Annotated in this window: 13 protein-coding genes; 4 read left to right on the top strand and 9 right to left on the bottom strand. The window is 57.3% G+C overall.

What is annotated here, in order from left to right; translation table 11 throughout:
- The first annotated feature begins 3 nt into the window (after positions 1–3).
- The gene (locus tag FZF21_RS02490; RefSeq protein WP_017383912.1) at positions 4–1,914 is read left to right on the top strand and encodes a PRD domain-containing protein; all 1,911 of its coding nucleotides are present in this window, start codon (positions 4–6) and stop codon (positions 1,912–1,914) included.
- Between the two features lie 32 nt (positions 1,915–1,946).
- Here FZF21_RS02490 and nrdG read toward each other — a convergent pair whose 3' ends face one another.
- The 5 genes from nrdG to FZF21_RS02515 all read right to left on the bottom strand — a co-directional run bounded on the left by nrdG (position 1,947) and on the right by FZF21_RS02515 (position 9,603).
- A complete protein-coding gene (gene nrdG / locus FZF21_RS02495) occupies positions 1,947–2,411 on the bottom strand; it encodes an anaerobic ribonucleoside-triphosphate reductase-activating protein (protein ID WP_023302982.1) in 465 nt (154 codons plus the stop codon).
- A gap of 105 nt (positions 2,412–2,516) precedes the next feature.
- The gene (gene nrdD, locus FZF21_RS02500; RefSeq protein WP_015572514.1) at positions 2,517–4,655 is read right to left on the bottom strand and encodes an anaerobic ribonucleoside-triphosphate reductase; all 2,139 of its coding nucleotides are present in this window, start codon (positions 4,653–4,655) and stop codon (positions 2,517–2,519) included.
- 368 nt (positions 4,656–5,023) lie between these two features.
- A complete protein-coding gene (locus FZF21_RS02505) occupies positions 5,024–5,596 on the bottom strand; it encodes a PTS sugar transporter subunit IIA (RefSeq protein ID WP_015572515.1) in 573 nt (190 codons plus the stop codon).
- A 1-nt stretch (position 5,597) separates the two neighbouring features.
- The gene (locus tag FZF21_RS02510) at positions 5,598–8,195 is read right to left on the bottom strand and encodes a glycoside hydrolase family 38 C-terminal domain-containing protein (protein WP_047737032.1); all 2,598 of its coding nucleotides are present in this window, start codon (positions 8,193–8,195) and stop codon (positions 5,598–5,600) included.
- Between the two features lie 10 nt (positions 8,196–8,205).
- On the bottom strand, positions 8,206–9,603 hold the full coding sequence (locus FZF21_RS02515; protein ID WP_149121105.1) for a fructose-specific PTS transporter subunit EIIC: 1,398 nt from the start codon (positions 9,601–9,603) through the stop codon (positions 8,206–8,208).
- Positions 9,604–9,782: 179 nt separating this feature from the next.
- Between FZF21_RS02515 and FZF21_RS02520 the strand changes: the two genes are divergently transcribed.
- Positions 9,783–10,442 carry a MurR/RpiR family transcriptional regulator gene (locus tag FZF21_RS02520; RefSeq protein WP_015572516.1) on the top strand — a complete coding sequence of 220 codons (660 nt, stop codon included), beginning with the start codon at positions 9,783–9,785 and terminating at the stop codon, positions 10,440–10,442.
- An 8-nt stretch (positions 10,443–10,450) separates the two neighbouring features.
- On the opposite strand, the gene FZF21_RS02525 is transcribed toward FZF21_RS02520, so the two are convergent.
- The 4 genes from FZF21_RS02525 to treR all read right to left on the bottom strand — a co-directional run bounded on the left by FZF21_RS02525 (position 10,451) and on the right by treR (position 15,532).
- Entirely contained in the window at positions 10,451–11,197 is a 747-nt protein-coding gene (locus tag FZF21_RS02525; RefSeq protein ID WP_032668656.1) for an oligogalacturonate-specific porin KdgM family protein, read from the bottom strand.
- Positions 11,198–11,331: 134 nt separating this feature from the next.
- Entirely contained in the window at positions 11,332–12,987 is a 1,656-nt protein-coding gene (gene treC / locus FZF21_RS02530; protein WP_047737030.1) for an alpha,alpha-phosphotrehalase, read from the bottom strand.
- A 51-nt stretch (positions 12,988–13,038) separates the two neighbouring features.
- Entirely contained in the window at positions 13,039–14,457 is a 1,419-nt protein-coding gene (gene treB / locus FZF21_RS02535) for a PTS trehalose transporter subunit IIBC (RefSeq protein WP_020480548.1), read from the bottom strand.
- A 127-nt stretch (positions 14,458–14,584) separates the two neighbouring features.
- A complete protein-coding gene (gene treR, locus FZF21_RS02540; protein ID WP_017383908.1) occupies positions 14,585–15,532 on the bottom strand; it encodes a trehalose operon repressor TreR in 948 nt (315 codons plus the stop codon).
- Positions 15,533–15,918: 386 nt separating this feature from the next.
- Between treR and mgtA the strand changes: the two genes are divergently transcribed.
- Positions 15,919–18,627 carry a magnesium-translocating P-type ATPase gene (gene mgtA, locus FZF21_RS02545; protein WP_020480537.1) on the top strand — a complete coding sequence of 903 codons (2,709 nt, stop codon included), beginning with the start codon at positions 15,919–15,921 and terminating at the stop codon, positions 18,625–18,627.
- Between the two features lie 200 nt (positions 18,628–18,827).
- Positions 18,828–21,212, top strand: a complete 2,385-nt coding sequence (locus FZF21_RS02550; RefSeq protein ID WP_149121104.1) for a family 20 glycosylhydrolase — start codon at positions 18,828–18,830, stop codon at positions 21,210–21,212.
- The last annotated feature ends 46 nt before the right edge of the window (positions 21,213–21,258 follow it).

Below are 21,258 nucleotides of genomic sequence, written 5' to 3' on the forward strand. Positions count from 1 at the left end.
GACGTGCGATTTCCGAACCAACGTTTAGCGCAACTTTTCGATCTGTTGCAAAACGAGACGCTGCCACAGGACGAGCTGGCGCAGCGGCTGTCGGTCTCCACGCGAACCGTCCGGGCGGATATCACCGCCCTGAACGCGCTGCTGGCCAGCCACGGCGCGCAGTTCATTTTGAGCCGGGGCAACGGCTATCAGCTCAAAATTAATGATGTGGTGCGCTATCAACAATTGCAGGCGTCCCACCCGCGCGCGCTGCGTATTCCGCGAACCGGACCGGAGCGCGTGCACTATCTGGTGGTGCGTTTTCTGACGTCAGCCTTTTCCCTCAAGCTGGAGGATCTGGCCGATGAGTGGTTCGTCAGCCGGGCTACGTTGCAGAGCGACATGGTGGAAGTGCGCGAGTGGTTTCACCGTTATAACCTGACGCTGGAAACCCGCCCGCGCCACGGGATGAAGCTGTTTGGCAGCGAGATGGCGATCCGCGCCTGCCTGACCGACCTCCTGTGGGAGCTGGCGCAGCAGGACAGCCTGAACCCGCTGGTGACCGACGTGGCGCTGAATGCGGGGGTGGCGGAAAAGATGGTGCCGGTGCTGCACGATGCGCTGACGCGCCATCACATTCGCCTGACCGATGAAGGCGAGCTGTTCCTGCGCCTGTACTGCGCGGTGTCGGTGCGGCGCATCAGCGAGGGGTATCCGCTGCCGGAATTCCACGCGGAGGACGTGGAAGAGAACGTGCGTGAGGCGGCGAAAGATATCGCGGTGGCTATCCAGGAGCTGGCGGGCAAAGCGCTTTCGCCGTCAGAAGAGAGCTGGCTGTGTGTGCACATTGCGGCGCGGCAGATCCAGGAGATCGCCCCCAGCGCGATTAACGCCGACGACGACGAAGCCCTGGTCAACTACATTCTGCGCTACATCAACACCCACTATAACTACAACCTGCTGAGCGATGAGCAACTGCATGCAGATCTGCTCACGCACATCAAAACCATGATTACCCGCGTGCGGTATCAAATCATGATCCCCAATCCGCTGCTGGATAACATCAAGCAGCACTACCCGATGGCGTGGGATATGACCCTCGCGGCGGTGTCGAGCTGGGGCAAATACACCCCGTATGTGATCAGCGAAAACGAAATTGGTTTTCTGGTGCTGCATATCGGCGTCGGGCTGGAGCGCCATTACAATATCGGCTACCAGCGCCAGCCGCGGGTGCTGCTGGTGTGCGACGCCGGTAACGCGATGGTGCGCATGATCGAGGCGGTACTTCAGCGTAAATATCCGCAGATTGAGGTGACGCGCACGCTCACCCTTCGTGAGTACGAGCTTGCCGATGCCATTGGCGAAGACTTCGTGATCTCCACCGCCCGCGTGAGCGAAAAATCCAAACCGGTGGTGATGATCGCCCCGTTCCCGACCGATTATCAGTTAGAGCAGATCGGCAAGCTGGTGCTGGTGGATCGCACCCGCCCGTGGATGCTGGAAAAATACTTCGACGCGGCCCATTTCCGCATTCTCGACAAGCCTGTCGACCAGCAAACGCTGTTCCGCGAACTGTGCGGGCAGCTTGAAGGGGAAGGTTTTGTCGGCGCGGAGTTTCTGGAATCGGTTATCGAGCGTGAAGCCATCGTCAGCACCATGCTCGGCGACGGCATCGCGCTGCCGCACTCCCTCGGGCTGCTGGCGCAAAAAACGGTGGTCTACACCGTGCTGGCGCCGCAGGGCATTCAGTGGGGAGATGAAACCGCTCATGTCATCTTCCTGCTCGCCATCAGCAAAAGCGAGTACGAAGAGGCAATGGCGATTTACGACATCTTTGTCACCTTCCTGCGTGAACGCGCGATGGCGCGCCTGTGCCAGTGCGAGAATTTTGCGGCGTTTAAGGCTGAGGCGATGGAGAGTTTGAGTCGGTTTTGACGTTCAGGCGGACAGAGGATATCCGCCTTCATTCAACGCAGATGATGCACAACCTGGTTGCTGCTGCCGCGCCAGATAAGCATAGGATCTTTTAGATCCTGCACGAACTTGCCGTCGACCAGGACGTTAATCAGATCCACCACTTCCATCTGCTGCGCATTCAGTTCATCCAGCTTATAGCCCGTCCAGACCCAGATGTCTTTTCCTGCGCACTCGCGGCGGATGCGTTTTACCAGCTTCAGGATCGCCGGCACGTTTTGCGGATGGAGCGGGTCGCCGCCGGAGAGCGAGATCCCCTGGCGTTTGATGCGCGTGTCGTTCAGGTCGTTGATGATGCGGTCTTCCATCTCAGCGGTAAACGGCATACCCGAGTTCAGGCGCCAGGTGCTTTTGTTGTAGCAGCCGGGGCACTCGTGAACGCAGCCTGATACAAACAGGGTACAGCGGGTGCCGGGGCCGTTGACGATGTCGACGGGGTAGTACTGGTGATAGTTCATCGCGAATAACCACGCCGGGTGGCGCTGCGCTTACCCGGCCTACAAAAGAGAGCGGTCCGTAGGCCCGGTAAGCGCAGCGCCACCGGGCATTAACGTGGCAGCGGATTACCCGATCTGCCCATTCCCCAGATGTTTCACCCTGCGCTTCACCTCTTCCTGCTTACCGGCGTTAAACGGACGGGCATCCGGGCTGCCGAGGTAGCCGCACACGCGGCGGGTCACGGAGACGCGGGCTGCGTCGTGGTTACCGCATTTCGGGCAGGTGAAGCCTTTGCTGGTGCATTCGAACTCACCGGTAAAGCCGCACTCGTAGCACTCGTCAATTGGCGTGTTGGTTCCGTAGTACGGCACGTGCTGATAGCTGTAATCCCACACGTCTTCCAGCGCCTTCAGGTTGTGCTGAATGTTCGGGTACTCGCCGTAGCAGATAAAACCGCCGTTCGCAATGGGCGGATAGGCCGCTTCAAAGTCGATCTTGTCGTACGGGTTCACCTTCTTCTCCACATCGAGGTGGAAGCTGTTGGTGTAGTAACCTTTGTCGGTCACGCCTTCCACGATGCCGAACTCGGCGGTGTCCAGACGGCAGAAGCGATCGCAGAGGTTTTCGCTCGGCGTGCTGTACAGGCTGAAACCGTAGCCAGTTTCCTCTTTCCACTGGTCTACCGCATCGCGCAGGCGCTGCACAATCGCGATACCTTTCTCACGCAGGGCGTCGTTGTCATAGATGTGCTTGTCGCCAAACAGCGCGTTAATCGTTTCGTGAATGCCGATATAGCCAAGAGAGATCGATGCGCGACCGTTTTTGAAGATCTCCGACACATCATCGTCCGCCTTCAGGCGCACGCCGCAGGCTCCTTCCATATAGAGAATTGGCGCGACGCGGGCTTTCACCCCTTCAAGACGGGCGATGCGGGTCATAAGCGCCTTACGTGCCAGCTGTAAACGTTCATCCAGCAGCGTCCAGAAGGCCGCTTCATTCCCTTTAGCTTCCAGCGCGATGCGCGGCAGGTTCAGGCTGATGACGCCCAGGTTGTTGCGCCCGTCGTGGATCTGCTCGCCGTTCTCATCTTCGTACACGCCGAGGAAGCTGCGGCAGCCCATTGGCGTTTTAAACGAACCGGTGACTTTCACCACCTGGTCGTAGTTGAGGATGTCCGGGTACATACGCTTGCTCGCGCACTCCAGCGCCAGCTGCTTGATGTCATAGTTCGGATCGCCAAACTTGTGGTTCAGGCCGTCACGAATGGCGAACACCAGTTTCGGGAACACCGCCGTTTTACGGTTTTTACCGAGGCCGGAGATGCGGTTGCGCAGAATAGACTGCTGGATCAGGCGTGATTCCCAGCTGGTGCCGAGGCCAAACCCGAAGGTCACAAACGGCGTCTGGCCGTTGGCGGTGTGCAGCGTGTTTACCTCATATTCCAGCGACTGGAACGCGTCGTAGCACTCTTTCTCGGTGCGGGAACGGGCGTAACCGTCGGCATCCGGGATCTGCCACTCTTCCGCCGTTTTACGGTGTTTGTTGAAGCTCTCGGCCACGAACGGGGCCAGCACTTCATCGATGCGGTTAATGGTGGTGCCGCCATAGATGTGGCTTGCCACCTGGGCGATGATCTGCGCCGTGACCGCCGTCGCGGTGGAGATGGATTTCGGCGGCTCAATCTCGGCGTTACCCATTTTAAAACCGTGGGTCAGCATGCCTTTCAGGTCGATCAGCATGCAGTTAAACATCGGGAAGAACGGCGAGTAGTCGAGATCGTGATAGTGGATCTCACCGCGCTCGTGCGCAGACACCACGTCGCGCGGCAGCAGGTGCTGGCGGGCATAGTGCTTGGCGACGATACCGGCCAGCAGGTCGCGCTGGGTTGGGATCACTTTGCTGTCTTTGTTGGCATTTTCATTGAGCAGCGACGAGTTGGTTTGCTCTACCAGGCCGCGGATCTCCTGGTTCAGGCGACCGCGTTTCTCACGCTGGACGTCACGGTCGTGACGATACTCAATGTAGGCGCGCGCCAGCTGCTTGTACGGACCAGACATCAGCTGGTTTTCAACCGCGGTCTGGATCTCGTTGATATCCACCTGGCTGCGTTCATGCATCTGGCTGCTAACGACTTCTGCGACGGTGGCGCAGTAATCTGCGTCATCGACTCCCGCTGCTTTAGCTGCACGCAGAATGGCTTCTTTGATGCGCTCTGATTTAAACGGCACTTTACAGCCATCACGTTTCATCACATGCGGTGTCATGATCACTCCATTTTAAAAACAGGTTATCCACAAAGGTGGAGAAGTATTCACCGGACGTATTCCTCGCCGCGGCAAAGACTTCCCGCGTGCCCAGCTCGTGTTATCCACAATTCCGGCCAGCGTTCGCGCCGTCTTGTTGTTGGAATAGTAGACGATAAATACAAGATGTTGGGTCGGCGTGCATTTTAAGTGCTACATATAGTGATTTGCATCAAACAAGTTTGCGATTTTTTTGATGCAGAACAAAGTAAAAAGACGAGAGTACAAACGGCGGGCGCTGGGGCAATTGTAAAGACTCGAAGGAAAAATCTGATTAATTATTCAACAAAAACAAGCGCTCAGCAGAGCCTGTGCTGAGCGCTGCTCGATTAACTCACCCCGCAGGCCCAGCTCAACCCTGCCTGCAAAAAGGCTACGGTAACGATGCAGCCCAGTACCAACGGGATGAGAAGAGAGCTTTCGGGGGCATCGTCCTGTTTTTGAGAACCTTCATTACTCAGCGCAGACATCGCCTCTTCCCGCGTACGCGCCGCCAGCAATTGCTCACGCACCCGCTCATCCGTGAGTCTGCTGGTCAGCGTCGTCAGCAGGTGCATATGCGTACTGCCTGCTTCCGCTGGCGGAATGGCGAGCAGGAAAACCATCCTCACCTCTTCATCACCTTCCAGTCCCGGCCAGCATATCGGATCGTCAAAGAGCGCCAGACAAAATGCCGCCTGTTGCACCGCCTCGGTTTTACCGTGCGGGACGGCGAGCGCTTCACCCAGCGCGGTAGGGCCTTCACTTTCACGTTGTAAAACGCTTTCGATAAATGCCTCTCGATCGTTGATGACCTTCCGCCTGGCGAGCGGCTCGGTGAGCCAACGGATCACTGCTTCCGGCGTACGTTGGGGCGGGTTGATAAACACCAGATCGGGATGCGTCAATGCCAGCAAGTTCATATTAAACCTCAATCAAAAAATCGCAGGTTGCGGAGGGGAGGATCGCCGTTACCGGCTGCACGGACTCTTCCAGATAGTTAATCTGACGAAGCCCCGCCAGGCTTTCCGGCACGGGAACGGGCTCCGTGCCAGCGTTAAACACGCGGACGACCGTACCTTGCGACTGCTGCGCATGGGGCAGAGCGGAAAGGATGAGCGGTTCCGGCACGGTCAGTAGCGAGAACTCTGCCGGAAGCCTGCGCTCGGGCAGACGCAACGAAAAACGCTCAAGACGGTGATCGAGCGTGTGTAGCGTTTGCCGTTGGTAGGTGAAGGGCTGTCCAGCCGCCTGATTTTCCAGCTGGCGCAGCGTGAGGTGGTCGGCGTTGACGGCCAGCGCGACGGTGAATGAAAAGCGCAACGGTTTCAGCAACTGGGCATCAGGAGTCTCAACCACCGTATTATTGATGCCGGAGGCCCGACCCGGTCGCCATTCGAGATCGCTGCGTCCGAGCACGCCCGTCGATTTAAACATCGTCAGGGCAATAGCAGCGGGTTCGCTGCCGATAATCTGAAATTCTTTCATGCCACGGCTAGTCACAACCAGCGCTTTACCCGGTTCCGTGACAGCGATAATGCCCTCGCTGGTTTCGATATCCACGGGCTTCTCGCGATAGCGTTCTTGCCAGTGTTCACCGTCATATCCCGTTTCGCGCTGGATGATTGCGAAGGGCTGTGAGGCGATAGCGTGACGGGTGTGAACATCGCTGCCGATCAGTAAACGTAGCCGGTGATCGCAGTGGCTGTTTTCCAGCGAAGCCTCGACATACAGATTCGGATCGTCGTGGCGTAATTCGCAGACCAGACGAATGGATAACGGCGTTCGGGCCGTATCCTGACGGCTGGCGAGATCCTGCGGAAGACGCATTGTGGCCTCGACGGTCAGCTTTTCGACAAGCGGCGTTTTTACGCCGTCGACGAGCGTAAAATGCGAACAGCGCGTCGGCGCGTCGCCCGCAAGCGGTGAGAAATCGTAGCTGTCGCCCGCATCCACGCAGTCTTCAAAGGTAAAGAAAGAGGGGATACGTCTGCCGCTGCGTTTGTCATGCAGGGTAAGCGTTCCGGCATCCAGCGACAGTCGATAATGCGCATTCTCAATCTCGCTGCCCTTTATCTTTTCAGACGCCAGGAAAGGTGCAGGGTCTTCTTCAACGTTAACGGTGAGATAGCCGATCGGCGGCAGAACCGGTGTCTTTACCGCAACGTGCCAGCGGTAATAAGGGAGAAGGGGCGTCTCGCACTCGCCCTCGGCGGTAAGGGAGATCGCCGTTCCGCCGTGCAGAATGTCTCTTTCCAGGACGTCGAAAGGGATGGGCTGCCCCTGATGCGTCAGGGCGATATTATCCGCCCGGCTATACAGGGTGGTTATCACCACGCGCTGCGTTGGGGTAGCTAGCGGGTTAAAGATCAGCAGGTCGCCATCCTGAACGCAGGCGGCGGCCAGGGTTTTCACCACCAGATTCCACAGGCTATGGCACAGCTGTTCGGTTTGTTCCATACGATGCAGAATGTCGCGGTTGGTGGCATCGCTATTACAGCCGCCAATGGAATCGTGGGCATGGTTTCGCAACAGCTTTTTCCAGAGGGTGTCGACTACCGCGAGGTTGACCGGAATCCCCTGGTGACGTGCCATTGCGATTGTCGGCTCCAGCTGTCGCAGGATGAACTGTTCAACCTCATCGTTTTTCTTTTTGATGTCGTAGCGCACGGAGCCGATCGTTTTATGGATGCGGGTGTAGCGCGGCGATTTCAGCTCTCCTTCCAGGAGCTCAAACTGTTCACGCTGCGCGCGAAGGGTTTCTACATAACGCTCCAGAGAGCTGATGAAGTAACGGTCCTGATCCGGGGACTGTGCGCTGGCGACCTCCAGGATTTTCGGCAGCGCCGGGTCGATGCTGACCTGATCGCCGCCGCAGGGCAGGAGCAGGTCGTTTAGACCGGCCCGTGAACGCAAAAGTGTGGTCATCGGGTAGATTTTTCCCCGGAGATGGGAGGCTTCCGAACGCATGTTTTTAGCCGCGCCATAACCGAGCGCCATCGCACAGGCGATGACGGTCGCACCTGAGGGTGCGCGCCAGAGGAACTGGCTGCTTTTGGCGTGCCTGTCGTGATCGATACCGCGCCAGAAGACGATATTGTCGATATTGCAGCCCTGCAAGATCGTGGGCATTTGCGCATTGTGGCCAAAGGTATCCGGAAGATACCCAACCTGCATCGCATGCCCCAGCGTCCGGGCAGAAAAAATGCCGTACTTCAGGTTGCGGATAATCGATTCGCCATGCACGTTGTAGGTGTCCGTCTGGGTATACCATGGCCCTACGAAGATCCTTTTTTCTCTGACCAGCTTTTCCAGCCTGGTGCGATAATTAGGATTGATGGCGAGAAAGTCCTCCACTACCGCCATCTGTCCGTCAAGGTGATAGCAGGTGTAAGCGGAGTCCTGCTCCAGCGTGTTGATGACGTCCGCAAAATTATATGACGCCAGCACCATGCTGTCCTGACGGGTGAAATACCACTCCTGATCCCAGTGCGTATGGGCAATGACGTGGATCTGATTCATGACGTTCCCCTTATCTGGCGTTCTTTGGGCTGACATAGAGCACGCCCAGGGCGCAAATCAGTGCGCCAATAAAGACGCTCGCCAGGTAGCCCGCCACGTTGGTTGCCAGCGGCCAGCCCCAGACGGCTGGCAGAGGCAGCGTCTGCTTCACGCCAAGGGTAATGGCGACCAGCGCGCCGGCGACGGCACCGGTCATGAACACCGGGATCAGACGTGGGTTTTTCAGGATGAACGGGATCGCGCCTTCGGAGATCCCAATCACGCCCAGCAACAGCGAGGTGCTACCGACGGTTTTCTCTTCCTGGCTAAAGACATCCGGTAATCCAAAGCGGCCGTTGAGGAACGCAGCAAAGCCGACGCCAATGGAGGGGATCACGATGGAGAGTTCGCGGGCGGTTAAATCAAACGTCTCGCTCATGCCATTCAGGCCGAGCGCGACCGAGCCTGCCGCCTTGTTGACCGGACCGCCCAGGTCGAACGCGGTGCCCGCGGCAATCATCGCGGAATAGAACCCGCGCCCGGTGTCACCTGCCGAGGTAAAAAAGACCACCATCAGCTGGTTAAGCGAGCCAAAAATCGGGTTAATCAAATATTCCATGACCATCACCAGCGTAATGCCGGTGATCAGCGGGACGAGCAGCATGGTTTTAATGGTGGTGAGCTGCTGGCGGACGTGAATCGAATCATTGAGCCAGCGCACCAGATAGCCCACAAAAAAGCCGATACCAATGGCGCCGAAAAAGCCGGATGGCATAAAGCCTTCGATATCAAAGAAGCGCTTATAGACTTCGTCTGACATGATGCCGCCAATAAGACCGGGGATGAGTGCCGGTTTACCGGCAATGGAAAACGCCAAATACATCGCAAAAACGGGATACATGAACTTAATGGTCATAAAGCCCACTTTATCCAGCACGCTGAACGGCGAATGTTCGATGTTAATAAACTGCCCGGTTATTTTGGCCGTCGCCATCATCAGCCCGCCCATCACCACCACCGGCAGCATATAGCTGATGGCTGCCATAATATGGCCAATAAAAATCTGGTAAGCCGAACGCTGAAGATCGTCTTCTTGTGCGACAGTGGTGACGTTTTTTTCCTTTGCCAGCGCCTGACGCAGATAGCGATCGGTATGTTTGATCAGTTCTTGTGTGCGGGTTTGAAGGTGAGGAATGTTTTCAAAACGCTCGGCATCCTGAATGGGAACGTCGGTTGCCAGAATAATGGCCGTGGCGGAGGCGATATCCTGTTTTGTTAAGCGGTTTTTAACGCCATCTCTGCCCTGCGTTTCGACCTTTACCTCGATATTGTGCTCGTTAGCCCATGCAATAATTTTATTCGCCGCCATAAAGGTGTGTGCGATACCCGTCGGGCAGGCCGTTACCGCGACAACTTTTTGTTTCGTCATTGTCATAATTCCCTGGATGTGAAAACAGGGGAAGTATAAAGAGAACCTAAAACAGTTTTTAATGTTTGCTAATACTAATTACGTATCGTGATACGCGTAAATGCAATGTGTGAAGCGCCTTCCAGAGACTATTTCTCTGTTGTGTTAATATCATCTCGGGATTAAACGGGGCGTAATAGATGAATTCATTCCAGGGAAGTGAACGTTTGATATTTGAATACATTCAGCATCATGCGTGTAATATTTCTAATATATCGGCAAAAGAGATTGCCCGTGATACCTTTACCACGACAACATCCGTTAATCGTGTATGTAAAAAAATGGGCTATAAAAGCTATACCGAGCTTCGGTACCGTTTTTTACGCGACCATTTTACACCTGCACCTGCTACACCCGACGTGGGGCCGCAGCCGGATGATATTGTGACAGACGTTTCCAGGTTGCTTACGCATTCCAGCCATATCTATCTTTACGCACGGGGAGCCTCGCTCACCAGCCTCAACTACCTGTCGCGCTTTTTGTCGCTGGCGAGCCTGCCGCACCTTATTTTGAATGACATGCACCAGTTGACACGCGTATCGAAGGGGACGCTGGTGTTGATCAGTAAATCCGGGGAGACGCAGTCGCTGATTGAAATGGCGCGTAACGCGCTGCGCAAAGGGTTGAAGATTATTGCGATTACCCGTCAGGGGTCGACACTGGCGTCGATCTCAACGCTATGCTGGCCGTTACCAATCGACATTAACGCGGTTTCGCTGTATCAGCGGGAAGGGCAGCTTGAACTGTTGAGCGCCGTGGACCGTATCGGCTGTAGGCTGCTACAGCACGATACGGTGTAGTCAGGCCGTCAGAGCTGCTTCACTATTCCCAGACGTACGGCATAATCATTTTCATGGTTGCCGTCATTATTGATGTACGTTTTATCCAGTGAAACCAGTTCGACGTATGGCGTCCAGCCATCGTCGAGCTTGTAGTTGAACGCGACGGTATGCTCCCAGTAGGTGTCATCCCCGGTTCCCTGATCGACGTTATCCTGCCAGCGGAAGCGCGGGTTATAGGACATACCGAATTTGCCGATGTTATACGCGAACCAAATGTCGAACTGGTGTGACTGGCGGCGAGTATAACCGCTGCCGTCGAGTTCTTTATCGCTGTGCGCGTCATTGACGGTGTTATAGCGGTAACGGGCGGAGAGATTCAGACCGTTATCGAAGGCTTTCCAGCCCTGAATGAAGGGGCGGTAATGCGTATTGCTGGCGGTGAAAACCGTCACCATGCCAGGCGCAACGGCGAAACCATTTCCCAGATCAAAACGCCAGCGCGTTTCGATTTCCTGTGCCGCTTCCGTTAACCCCTTGTCGTCGGGATTATATCTGTCGGTATCACCAAAAAACGTATTATTATGGTTCTGTGCGGCTTCAACGGAGAAGTAAAAACCGTTATTCGCCTGATGCATGACCTTAATGCGTGAATCATTTACGTCTGAGCGCGTATTATGACCAAAGCGAAGGTCGACGGACGTATTCCCGCACCATCCCTGTGTGCTCAATAATAATGCGCTAATACACGTTGCTTTAATAATTATCTTTTTCATAATATCCTGCCGAGGTTATTTAATTGGCAGGCTATTTTTATTTTGAGTGCGCCATATTGTAAAAGTTATCGTCGTACATTTAGCGTATCGCTAAACATAAAAAAAGAGATACAGCATGCTGTATCTCCTGAGGTTTATTCCTGCACCCACCAGATAGCTTCAAACGGGCGCAATAGCAACGTATCGGGTCGGGAGGGAACCTCGTCATAGTTACTGAGTGCCACCCGCCATGCTCCCTCTACGGGGACGGGCTGCCACTGCTGGCGCGCGTGGCTCAGGTTCGCCACCACCATCAGCGTTTGTCCCTGCCACTGGCGGCGGTAGCACCACAGGGAAGGGTGATCCGGAAGCAAATCTTCATAGTCTCCCCACGTCAGTACCGACAAGGTTTTGCGCAGGCGAATCAGCGACTGATAGGTGTAAAACACCGAATCGGGGTCGTCCAGCGCCGCGCGGGCGTTCACGGTTTCGTAGTTGTCGCAGACGCCAATCCACGGCTCGGCCTCGGTAAAGCCCGCATTATGCGAGGCGTCCCACTGCATCGGCGTGCGGCCATTATCGCGTGACTTACTCGCCAGAATCGCCAGTAGTTCATCCGTATCGCGACCGTTAGCCCGCTGTTCGGCGAACATGTTCAGGCTTTCCACGTCGCGGTAGTCGGTGATACGGCTGAAATGCGGGTTGGTCATACCCAGTTCTTCACCCTGGTAGATATACGGCGTGCCCTGCATCCCGTGCAGCACCATGCCGAGCATTTTCGCCGCCGCCACGCGGTGTTCCCCTTCGTCACCAAAGCGCGACACGATGCGCGGCTGGTCATGGTTACACCAGAACAGCGCGTTCCAGGCTTTGTTGTGCATCCCCTGCTGCCAGTGGCGGAAAAGGGTTTTTAGCGCCACGAAGTCCGGCTTCGCCTTCGTCCATTTTTCGCCGCCGGGGTAGTCTACCTTGAGGTGGTGGAAGTTAAAGGTCATCGACAGCTCGCGGCCGTCAAGAGACGCGTACTGTTGGCAGTTCTCCAGCGAGGTGGAGGACATCTCGCCCACCGTCATCAGATTACGCGGCGTAAAGACGTCGCGGCTCATCTCCTGAAGATATTCGTGGATGCGCGGCCCGTCAGTGTAGAAGCGGCGACCGTCGCCGAGGGTATCGTCCGGGAAATCCTGATCTTTTGAAATCAGGTTAATCACGTCCAGACGCAAGCCGTCCACGCCGCGATCGGCCCAGAACTCGCACACTTTTTTCAGCTCGGCGCGCACCGCCGGGTTTTCCCAGTTGAGATCCGCCTGCTCCGGTGCGAACAGGTGCAGATAATACTGCTCGCTTTCGGCGTGCCAGCGCCAGGCGTTGCCGCCAAATTTGGAGCGCCAGTTGTTGGGAAGCGTATCCGGCGTACCGTCGCGCCAGATATAGAACTGGCGGTACGGACTCGCTTTATCCAGCGACTCACGGAACCAGGCGTGCTGCGTGGACGTGTGGTTAAAGACCATATCCAGCACGATGCGGATGCCGCGTTCATGCGCCCGGGCAACCAGCTCGTCAAAGTCGTCCAGCGTGCCGTAGGTCGGATCGATGGCAGTGTAGTTCGCCACGTCGTAACCGTTATCCACCTGCGGGGAGATATAAAACGGCGTCAGCCAGATGGCGTCAATGCCGAGGGTTTTCAGGTAGTCCAGGCGCTGTGTCACGCCGCGCAGATCGCCCGTGCCGCTGCCGGTGGTGTCCTGGAAACTCTTTGGGTAAATCTGATAGATGACGCCGTTCTGCCACCAGTGAGGAAGGGTATTCATAGTACGTTCCTGCAAATGCGAAGGGGCGCAACTGCGCCCCGAAAGAGAGAATTAAACAATCTGCAACGTGCCCTGACGGAACTTACGCTGGTAAACCACAGTAGTCAGCGCCATTGGGATGATAATCGCCACCGCCATCGCCAGCGCAAATACCTGCCAGAACGCGGGCTGAATGGAGAGGATACCCGGCAGGCCGCCGACGCCAATCCCGTTCGCCATCACGCTGTTCAGGCCGCACAGCAAGCCCGCCAGACCGGAGCCGATCATCGCGCAGAGCATCGGGAAGCGGTATTTCAGGTTGATACCGTACATCGCCGGTTCAGTGACGCCGAGGTAAGCGGAGATGGCAGCCGGAACGGAGATCTCTCGCTCGTTGTGCTTACGGCTGACGATGATGATGCCGGTTACCGCCGAGGCCTGCGCAATGTTAGACAGGGCGATGATCGGCCAGACAGGCGTACCGCCGAGGCTCTGGATCATCTGCATATCAATCGCCAGCGTGGTCTGGTGCACGCCGGTGATCACCAGCGGAGCGTAGAGGAAGCCAAACAGCGCGGCACCGATTGGCGCGAAGCTGCCGGTCATCAGGTGACGGACCGCGAAGGCCACGCCGTCGCCAATCATGCGGCCAAACGGACCGATAAAGGCGTGCGCCAGGAACACCGCCAGGATCAGCGAGCAGACCGGGACCACCACCAGATAGAGGTAATCCGGCACGATGCGCTTCAGGCGCGTCTCAATAAAGCCCAGCGCCAGGCCCGCCAGCAATGCCGGGATCACCTGCGCCTGATAGCCGACTTTGGCGATGGTAAACAGGCCAAAGTTCCACACCTCTGGCGTTTGCTGACCAAGTAAGTAAGCGTTCATTAACTGCGGAGAGACCAGCGTCACGCCGAGCACGATACCGAGAATTGGCGTTCCGCCCATCTTGCGCACCGCGGACCAGCAGATCCCGACTGGCAGATAGAAGAAGATCGCTTCGCCAATCAGCCACAGGAAGTCATAGATGCTTTGCAGCGCCGGGTACATCTGCGCCAGGGTTTTGCCGTCGCTCATTGGCACATCGCCGATGACGTTACGGAAGCCTAGAATTAAGCCCCCGCTGATCAGCGCTGGCAGCAGCGGGAAGAAGATCTCCGCAAAATGGGAAATCAGCTGCTCATGCCATTTCATATTCTGGCGCGCGGCCTTCTTCGCCTGCTCTTTATCGGCGGAAGAGTGCCCGGTAGTCGCCAGCAGAGCCTGATAGTAATCGCCCACTTCGGTACCAATCACCACCTGAAACTGCCCGGCGTTGGTGAAGCAGCCTTTAACCATAGAAAGCTCTTCAATGGCCTTCGGGTTGGCTTTGGCCGGATCGTTAAGCACGAAGCGCAGGCGGGTAATGCAATGGCTGACGGTGGCGATGTTATCGCGTCCGCCGACCAGGACGATCAGCTGATCGATATCTGTTTGTTTGACTTTACTCATCATGAAACCTCATGACAGATGGTGATAGGGGTTATGACCTGTGCGCAAGCCTACTCCTTCAACGTGACGGCGAAAATGGGAACGTTCCCGAAATCGGGCGAAGATCACAATAATCTATTCAAAAGAATTATGAGAGATGGGCTGGAATAACGATCTGACGGGGCTCGGTACGCCCGGTAATCTGCTCGATCAGCTGCGCGGCAGCCTGCCGGCCAGACTCGGCGTAACCCGGATCAACGCTGATAATCTCCGGGTGTAAGAACTTCATCAGCGGCGTGCTTCCCACGCTCGCTAATTGCAGTTCCCCGATGCGCTGCTCCTGCAAATATTTGCTCGCACCCAATGCAAGGGTATCCGTGGCGCATACCAGGGCGGTGGTTTGTGACGTTAGCACGCTGGCGACCTGTTCATATCCCTGTTTCATACCCAGACCGGGCAGCGCGGCCACGGCGGGAAGATTGTGTTTTTTACAAAACGCCAGGTACGCTTCGTGGCGACGCTTGCCGGTGGTGATGTCGGCATGCGGCACGCCGAGATAGCTAATATGCCGATGGCCCTGTTCATACAGGCGCTGCATCAGGATCACGATCGCCCCTTCGTCATCGTAACAGACAGAGGCAAACCCGCTGGCGTCGCGCGCCAGCAGCACCAGTGACGGCTGCCAGGGTTTAAGCACGTCCTCTTTTAGGCCGGTAAATCCGAACAGCACCACCCCATCAATATTACGGCGCTGAAGCATGCCGAGATGCTCCTCCACCATTTGCGCGGAGAACTTGCTCTCCATCATGATCGGATCGTAGCCCTGCTCGTAGAACGCGGGCAGCATAGTCTGTACGGCGAGGTTTTCGGAGAGGGAATCCAGACGCGAGACAATAATGGCGACCACTTTATCGCTCTGCCCGCGCATGGCGCGCGCGGAGCGGGAAGGGGAAAAACCGTGCTGATTCATCACCGCCTCGACGCGCTCGCGTGTGCGCTCGCTGACACCGCTTTCGTTGTTCAGCACGCGTGAGACAGTCGATTTCCCCACGCCGCTTAAACGCGCGATATCTTTAATCGTAAGGCGGTTCTGCATGCTGTATTCCCTGTAACATCGATAAAATAATCAATTGAGCCTAATGCTATCCTGCGAATTCGCTATGGGCAAAGTCTGGTTTACGTTTGGTTTATTTGCAGGGCGTTATAATACCGCCCGATTAGTCACAAACGGTATGGATAAATCACTATACTGCGTGCCGATACCCAACTTTTTACTTACCGGAGGCCACATGGATCCCGATCCCACACCTCTCCTGACCAGGAGAAAACCTTCTTTCCGGTAAGCCAGCCTTTTGCTGTCTCACCGGCGTGAGGCAGCAACGTTCATACGTTCCTGCTTGATAAATTAAGTGCCTGACAGGTACGGCTTTGCCACGCCTGCGGGAAAACTGCGTCCGCCTTTGCGGATGCGGGGGAATGACTATGCTGAAGAATATCACCCGGCAGCTGCAAGCGCTGCTGAGCCGTCACCTGCCACATCGCCTGATTGCGCGCGATCCGCTGCCAAATGCCAACACCATGGCGGGAGCGGCAATCCCCGCTTCCCTGACCGAGCGCTGCCTGAACGTGGCGGCGATGGATGAAAACGAAGTCTGGCGCGCCTTTGGCGGCCACCCGGAAGGGCTGAACGCGCAAGAAGTGTCAAAAATCCGCGCGGAACATGGCGATAACCAGATCCCGGCGCAGAAACCCTCTCCCTGGTGGGTCCACCTGTGGCTCTGCTACCGCAATCCGTTCAACCTGCTGTTGACGGTGCTCGGGATTATCTCTTACGCCACTGAAGATCTGTTTGCCGCAGGCGTGATTGCCCTGATGGTGGGGATCTCCACGCTGCTGAACTTTATTCAGGAAGCGCGCTCCACCAAAGCGGCGGACGCCCTGAAAGCGATGGTCAGCAACACCGCCACCGTGTCGCGCGTGATTAACGACCTCGGCGAGAACGCCTGGATTGAGCTTCCCATTGACCAGCTGGTGCCGGGCGATCTGGTGAAGCTGGCGGCGGGGGACATGATCCCGGCGGATTTACGCGTCATCCAGGCGCGGGATCTGTTCGTCGCGCAGGCGTCACTCACCGGTGAGTCCCTGCCCGTAGAGAAGGTAGCGCGGACCCGCGATCCGCAGCAGATGAACCCGCTGGAGTGCGACACCCTGTGCTTTATGGGCACCACGGTGGTCAGCGGCACCGCGCAGGCGATTGTCACCGCCACCGGCGGCAATACCTGGTTTGGACAGCTTGCCGGACGCGTCAGCGAGCAGGAGAGCGAGCCGAATGCGTTCCAGAAAGGTATTGGCCGCGTCAGCATGCTGCTGATCCGCTTTATGATGGTCATGACGCCGATTGTCCTGCTGATCAACGGCTACACCAAAGGCGACTGGTGGGAAGCGGCGCTGTTCGCGCTCTCCGTGGCCGTTGGCTTAACGCCGGAAATGCTGCCGATGATTGTCACGTCCACGCTGGCGCGCGGGGCGGTCAAACTCTCTAAACAAAAGGTGATCGTTAAACACCTCGACGCCATCCAGAACTTTGGCGCGATGGACATCCTTTGCACCGATAAAACCGGCACCCTGACGCAGGACAAAATCGTGCTGGAGAACCACACCGACATCGCCGGAAAAACCAGCGAGCGCGTGCTCCACAGCGCCTGGCTGAACAGCCACTATCAGACCGGGCTGAAAAACCTGCTCGACGTGGCGGTGCTGGAAGGGGTGGACGAGGAGTCTGCCCGCACGCTCTCCGGTCGCTGGCAGAAGGTGGATGAAATCCCGTTCGACTTCGAGCGCCGCCGCATGTCGGTGGTGGTCAGCGAGCAGGCGGACGTACATCAGCTGATCTGCAAAGGGGCATTGCAGGAGATCCTGAATGTTTCCACGCAGGTGCGCCATAACGGCGAGATCGTGCCGTTGGATGAGACCATGCTGCGCCGCATCAAACGCGTCACCGATAACCTGAACCGTCAGGGGCTGCGCGTGGTGGCGGTAGCCAGCAAGTTCCTGCCCGCGCGGGAAGGGGACTACCAGCGTATCGATGAATCCGATTTGATCCTCGAAGGTTACATCGCATTCCTCGATCCGCCGAAAGAGACCACCGCGCCCGCGCTGAAAGCGCTGAAAGCGAGCGGGATCACCGTCAAAATCCTGACCGGCGACAGCGAGCTGGTGGCGGCCAAAGTGTGCCACGAAGTGGGCCTGGACGCGGGTGACGTCGTCGTGGGGAGCGACATTGAGCACCTGTCCGACGATGAGCTGGCCGAGCTTGCCCAACGCACCACGCTGTTTGCCCGCCTGACGCCGATGCATAAAGAGCGCATCGTCACTCTGCTGCGTCGCGAAGGGCACGTAGTAGGCTTTATGGGCGACGGCATCAATGATGCGCCAGCCCTGCGTGCGGCGGATATCGGTATCTCCGTGGACGGCGCGGTGGATATTGCCCGTGAAGCGGCGGATATCATTCTGCTGGAAAAGAGCCTGATGGTGCTGGAAGAGGGCGTCATCGAAGGGCGTCGCACCTTCGCCAATATGCTCAAATACATCAAAATGACCGCCAGCTCCAACTTCGGCAACGTCTTCAGCGTGCTGGTGGCGAGCGCGTTTCTGCCGTTCCTGCCGATGCTGCCGCTGCATCTGCTGATCCAGAACCTGATGTACGATGTCTCTCAGGTGGCGATCCCGTTTGATAACGTGGACGACGAGCAGATCCAGAAGCCGCAGCGCTGGAACCCCGCCGATCTGGGGCGCTTTATGCTGTTCTTTGGGCCGATCAGCTCTATCTTCGACATTCTGACCTTCTGCCTGATGTGGTTTGTGTTCCATGCGAATACGCCAGAACACCAGACGCTGTTCCAGTCCGGCTGGTTCGTGGTGGGACTGCTGTCTCAGACGCTGATTGTGCACATGATCCGCACCCGTCGCATTCCGTTTATCCAGAGCCGTGCCGCGTGGCCGCTGATTGTGATGACGGGGATTGTGATGGCGCTCGGGATCGCGCTGCCGTTCTCGCCGCTGGCAAGCTACCTGCAACTTCAGGCGCTGCCGCTGAGCTACTTCCCGTGGCTGGTGGCGATCCTCGCGGGCTACATGGTGCTGACGCAGATGGTGAAAGGGTTCTATGCGCGCCGGTATGGATGGCAGTAACGGCAAGCCCGGTGGCGCTGCGCTTACCGGGCCTACGATCCGAACGTAGGCCGGGTAAGGCGAAGCCGCCACCCGGCAGCTGGCTTTCCTCCCAAATTCAACAACCTGTGATCTCCGTCGGCGCATTCGCTTGACGACAATTTGAGCGCATGTTAACAGAATGTTTTGCCTGTATTTGGCCCGTCAGATAAGGAACATTCATGTTACGGTACAGCCTCTTAACCGCCGGGCTCATGCTCGGCGCCTCCGCCTTTGCCGCCCCGGCAGGTGACCTTCCCTTAATGCCCTGGCCTGCGAAGGTTGAACGTCCGACCACTCAGGGCGCGCTGGTGCTTAACAATCAACTCTCTGTGAGCGTCAGCGGCGACGATCTGGGGGATGCGGTCAACCGCCTGCGCCAGCGTATTGCGCTGCAAACCGGCTGGACGCTACAGCCGCAGGCCGAAAAACCTGACAAGCCGACCATCCGCATCGCCATCGCCAAAAAGGTGAAGCCGCAGCCGCTGCCGGACAGCGATGAGAGCTATAAACTCACGGTGGACGCCAACGGCGTAAATATCTCCGCCAACACCCGCTTCGGCGCGCTGCGCGCCATGGAAACCTTGCTTCAGCTGATGCAGAACGGCGCCGAAAACACCTCGATCCCGTGGGTAACCATTGAAGATTCGCCGCGCTTCCCGTGGCGCGGGCTGCTGCTCGATTCGGCGCGCCACTTCCTCCCGATTCCGGATATTAAACGCCAGATCGACGGCATGGCCGCGGCAAAACTCAACGTTCTGCACTGGCACTTAACCGACGATCAGGGCTGGCGCTTCAGCTCAAAGCGTTATCCAAAATTAACCCAGCTTGCCAGCGATGGGCTGTTCTACACCCCGGAGCAGATGCGCGAGATTGTGCGTTACGCTGTCGAGCGCGGCATACGCGTGGTGCCGGAAATTGATATGCCGGGCCACGCCTCGGCGATTGCCGTCGCCTACCCGGAGCTGATGAGCGCGCCGGGGCCGTACGCCATGGAGCGCCACTGGGGCGTGCTGAAGCCGGTGCTGGATCCAACCAAAGAGGCAACTTATACCTTTGCCGACGCGATGGTCAGCGAACTGGCGGCGATCTTCCCGGATCCGTATCTGCATATTGGCGGCGATGAGGTTGACGACAGCCAGTGGAAAGCGAACGCTGCGATCCAGACGTTTATGCGCGACAACAAACTGGCGGACAGCCACGCGTTGCAGGCGTATTTCAACCGCAAGCTGGAGACGATCCTTGAGAAGCACCACCGGCAGATGGTTGGCTGGGATGAGATCTACCATCCCGATCTGCCGAAAAGCATTCTGATCCAGTCCTGGCAGGGACAGGACGCGCTGGGGCAGGTGGCGCAGAACGGTTATAAGGGCATTCTCTCAACCGGTTTCTACCTCGATCAGCCGCAATCCACCGCCTACCACTACCGCAATGAAATTGTGCCGCAGGGGCTGAACGGCGTGGATGTGATAGCGGACACCGACAGCGTCCAGAGCTGGGCTTTCTCCATGCCGCGTCTGAAAGGCAAGCCGGTGGAAGGCAGCTTTACGCTGGTGAAAGGCGATGCCGGGTGGCGTGGATTCATTGATTTTGCCGGGAAATCGCGTCGGGCGGTGGAGAACATTCAGTGGCGGGACGACAACCAGGTAACGTTTACCGTTGATACCTGGATGGGTGAAACGCGTCCGGTCGTTTCCGTTGAGAACGATAAGCTCAGCGGTTATTTCCTGGTGGGTAACGCCCGCTACCCGATCGACGGCACGCGTCTGGACGCGGTGCCAAAAGGCATACCGCCGGTGGTGCCGGACCCGGCGAACGAGGCCAATCTGCTCGGCGGTGAAGCCGCGCTGTGGGCGGAAAACGTGGTCGCGCCGGTGCTGGATATCCGTCTGTGGCCGCGCGCCTTTGCGGTGGCGGAGCGGCTATGGTCGGCAAAGGACGTCAACGACATCGACAACATGTATACCCGGCTCCAGGCGATGGACAGTTGGTCCACGGTGTCGGCTGGACTACAGCAGCATACCCAGCAGCAGGTGCAGTTCACGCGCCTCGCCAACAATGCGGATACCCTTCCGCTGCAAATTCTCGCCCAGGCGCTTGAACCGGCGCAGTATTACACCCGCCAGCATCTTAAGTTCCAGGCCGGAAACTATCATCAGTTTGAGCCGCTCAACCGGCTCGCTGACGCGCTAAACGCGGAAAGCGCCACCGTGCGTCAGATGAATAAATGGGCGGACCGTCTGGTGAGCGACGCGGAGGACACGGAAAGCGCCGACGCGCTGCGCCACGTCTTTAACCGCTGGCAGAACAACACCAGCGATGCGCTGGCGCTAAGCGAAAACAGCTATCAGCTGAAGGCGATCAAGCCGGTGATTCAGGAGGTGGATAAGCTGGCCTCGATTGGCCTGAGGCTGACGGATCTGGTGGCGCGCCAGGGCACGCTGGACGACAACGAGATCGCGTCGATTCAGAGCGAACTGGATAACGCAGCGAAGGTTCAGGACGAGGTGGTGATTGCGGCGGTATATCCGCTGGAGACGCTGCTTAGGGCGACGCGGAATCAGTAACAAATGCGCCCGGTGGCGCTACGCTTACCGGGCCTACGTGACGTGT

It is taken from the genome of Enterobacter sp. LU1 (assembly GCF_008271405.2).
In the GTDB taxonomy this organism is placed as follows: Bacteria; Pseudomonadota; Gammaproteobacteria; order Enterobacterales; family Enterobacteriaceae; genus Enterobacter; species Enterobacter hormaechei_C.